Annotated in this window: 2 protein-coding genes; both read right to left on the reverse strand. The window is 59.8% G+C overall.

Annotation, left to right across the window (positions count from 1 at the left end):
* The coding region (locus ABSB13_RS16870; RefSeq protein ID WP_428110507.1) for an efflux RND transporter periplasmic adaptor subunit at nt 1-1,069 on the reverse strand (1,069 nt) is incomplete at its 3' end.
* Nucleotides 1,070-1,414: 345 nt separating this feature from the next.
* The gene (locus ABSB13_RS16875; protein WP_428110508.1) at nt 1,415-3,193 is read right to left on the reverse strand and encodes an adenylate/guanylate cyclase domain-containing protein; all 1,779 of its coding nucleotides are present in this window, start codon (nt 3,191-3,193) and stop codon (nt 1,415-1,417) included.
* Nucleotides 3,194-3,437 lie beyond the last annotated feature (244 nt).

Raw genomic sequence — 3,437 nt, forward strand, 5'->3', positions numbered from 1 at the left:
CTTCGATCACCACCCAGTCACCCGGATCGAGACCGGATTCGATGATCACGAGCTGCCCCTGCTTTTGTCCGGTTTTGACGATTTTGCGCTGAACGACGTTATCCGCGCCGACCACCAGCACGTAACTCCCTTCTTGGCTCGTCCCGATCGCGTCATTTCGCGTCAGCAGCGCCTTGTCGGAATGCCCGATCGGTTCCCGGACGCGCACGAAGAGGCCGGGCAGCAACGCGTTATCCTTGTTGTCGAATACCGCGCGCACCGCCACGGTGCCAGTCGACGGGTCGACTTGCGGCGAGACGTAGTCGAGATGGCCTTTGTGGGGATAGCCCTCCTCATCCTGCAGGCCGATCTCGATCGGGATGGTCGAAAGGTACTTCAGGTTCGAGCTGCTAATCGGCAGTCCCGCCTTGGCGTTGTCTCTCCGGATCGTCAGAAGTTGCGGCTCGCTCAGCGTGAAATTGACGTAGATCGGGTCGGTCTGCACGATGGTTGCTAGCGTCGTCGGTCCAGACGCGCCGACGAGATTGCCGACATCGACTTGATGATTGGTGACGATGCCGTCGAAAGGGGCGACGACGTTGGTAAAGCCAAGATTTATGGTCGCAGTATCGACGTTGGCCTGATCAAGTCCAATGGTGGCCTTGTCCTGTTCCACGACCGCGGCCTGATCTTGCGCCTGCTGCGATGCGATTGACTTCTGCTGTTCCAATGTTTGGAAGCGGGTCAGATTGACTTGCGCTTCCGCGAGCACCGCCTGGTCTTTTGCCAATTGCGCTTTGTTCTGATCGAGCTGCGCCTGATAGATGTCGCGCTCGATGCCGAACAGTTGCGTTCCCTTCGTGACCGCGGCGCCATCCTTATAATCGATCGATTCCAGGTAGCCCTGGACGCGCGCGACCAGATTGGCCGTTCTGTACGGCGCGGTGTTGCCGGTTAGGTAAATATACAGGGTCACCGGCTTCTGTATGGGTTGTGCAACGACGACTTTCGGGGGCGGCGGCGGCTGGAACGTATTTCTGGAGCCGCAGCTCGCGAGAGCAAGCGCGGCGATCGCCGTCAGGGCAGCCATGGCGGGGCGTCGACCTTTGCCGGACGAGAAAGGTAGCTGTTGCATGAGCGCTGTCAGAGTAAGTGCGGGTGATTAGGAAACAACGCAGCGGCCAAACTGTGGCACACACCAACGCATTGGCGAGATGCCCGCGTCGGTCGCGACCTACAGTATACCCGCCGGAGGGCTTGCCGGACCATAGCCGCGCACTCACCTATTTGCTGCGGTGCCGTTCATCTCTTTCTGGCCCATCTCTGCCGCGCCGGTCTTGCGCCTCCGTGTCCGTTATTCGGGGGTCTAGCTGCCGCGCGGCTCAATGCTCGGCGCGGCAGTTCATGGACCCGGAACGGACTCCAGTGAATGATTTCAAGCCAAAGGCGCCTCGGTCCAGAGATCAGCCAAAGCCTTCACAGCCCGTCGGCCATGCGAAATCTCGATCTCGCGTAGTGTAAGCTCGGGACGAAGCCGCCGGGCTGAAACCAGCGAGATCTTCGCAGCGTCGGTCTGTCCCAGCGCGATGTGCGCGAGAGTTTCGAGAACCGGCGGCAGGAACAGGCGCGGATCCCGACGCGCCGCAAGTTTCGCCTCTTCGAGAGCCTCAGCGGGTCGCTTGGCTCTCATCAAGAAACCGCCGAGCGCCCATCCCCAGAACGCCAGTCTTCGGTCGCGCGGGCTAAGCTTGATCCCCTGCTTCATGCGAGCGATACCGCTATCCAGATCGCCGGATAAAGCCAGTGCTGCGCCAAGGGCTACTTGCGCTTGGGCGTTGCTGGGGTCAAGTTCGACGGCCTGTTTCAGGATTTCCGCGCCGCGATTAGTATCGCCGAGATCCGAAATGGCACAGCCGGCGTAGCCCAGAACTTCGGAGCTACCGCCATCGTCAGCGATCGCGAGTTCGGCGGCGGCAACGGCCTCATCGCGGAGTGAGTTGGAAGGTTCGATCAACGCGGTGTTCTGCGCAAGCGCCATCAGAAGAGCGAGCTGCGCACGCGCCAACGCGAAGTTAGCGTCCAGCTCGAGCGCATGCCGCAGGAACCCACGCGCTTCCTCCACCGATCGCGCGTTCCAGCCATTTGCGGCCAACGCGCCACCGGCCTGATGGTAGAAGCCCCAGGCTCCGATATTTTCTGGCCGCTGCCGCCGGATCACAGCGATTTCAGCCCTGGTCAGCGCCGGCTGCAATTCGACGATGATGCCGCGCGCAATTTCATCTTGAAGGTCGATCGCAGAGCTACGCTCGGTATCAAATTGGCCGGACCAGAGCACGCGACCGCTCGCCGTTTCCGCCAGTTGGGCTGCGAGCCGAATCTGCCCGCCAAGTGCTCGCACACTGCCCCCGAGTACGTAACGAACGCCGAGCTGCTGTGCGATCACGGATATCGGTATATCCGGATTTCGAAATTCGAATGACGATGCCTTGGCAATCACGAAGAAGCCCGGCACTCGCGCCAGCAAGGCGATTACGTCTTCCGCTAGTCCATCGGCGAGAAACTGGAGCTCGCGGTCATCAGACAAAACAGTGAATGGTCGAACCGCTATCGACGACAAATCTGACGCCGCGTCGGATGACGGCACAATACCTGTCTTTAGTCGCTCGGCATCGGCACCTTGCCGTTCTTCATGGTCGAACATGACCTGAAAAGCCTGCACCGGCCGCTCGATGTTTTTGAGCGGGAGCCTCCCGAGATCGCGAAATTCGGCAGACACTCGGTTCACCACAGCGTCTTTCGCATTGCCGGAAATGAGGATGCCGCCAGGCGGTGCGTGCCCTTCGAGACGAGCTGCGACGTTCATGCCATCGCCGTATAAATCATCGCCATCAACGATGACATCGCCGACGTGAACACCGATCCGAAACACGATCCGTTCATCGTCGCGTCGATCGAGATTTGCGCTGATCATCGACCGCTGGAACTCGATTGCCGCGTTCAGCGCATCGACGACGCTCCCGAACTCTACCAACGCGCCGTCGCCAATCAGCTTGATGAGTCGACCGCCGTGACGTGCCAAAGTCGGTTCAAGTCGCTCGGTACGATGCTCGGTCAGCGTCGCGAGAGTTCCTCGCTCGTCTCGCTCCATGAGGCGAGAATAGCCGACTACATCCAACGCCACTATAGCAGCTAATTTACGCCGTTCTCGCGTCAATCGAGCTGTCCTTTGTTCGTTTGAACGATCGTAGATCGGACCCTAAACCGAGGCAACGGCTAACCATGCCGGTTAAACTACTCGTGGACGCCGATGAGGTGATGGAATAGGCGAGCCGCCGATGTCCGAGTCTGGCCCTTCACGTCACTTAGTGCGATGCAGCGATATGTCTGATGTTGGGTGAGGAGCGGAAGTCGCTTGTGCGCGCTCGAAATGACGCGATTGACCCATCTGCTACATTAGC

The sequence above is a fragment of the Binatus sp. (SeqCode) genome (assembly GCF_050013435.1).
Lineage (GTDB): Bacteria > Desulfobacterota > Binatia > Binatales > Binataceae > Binatus.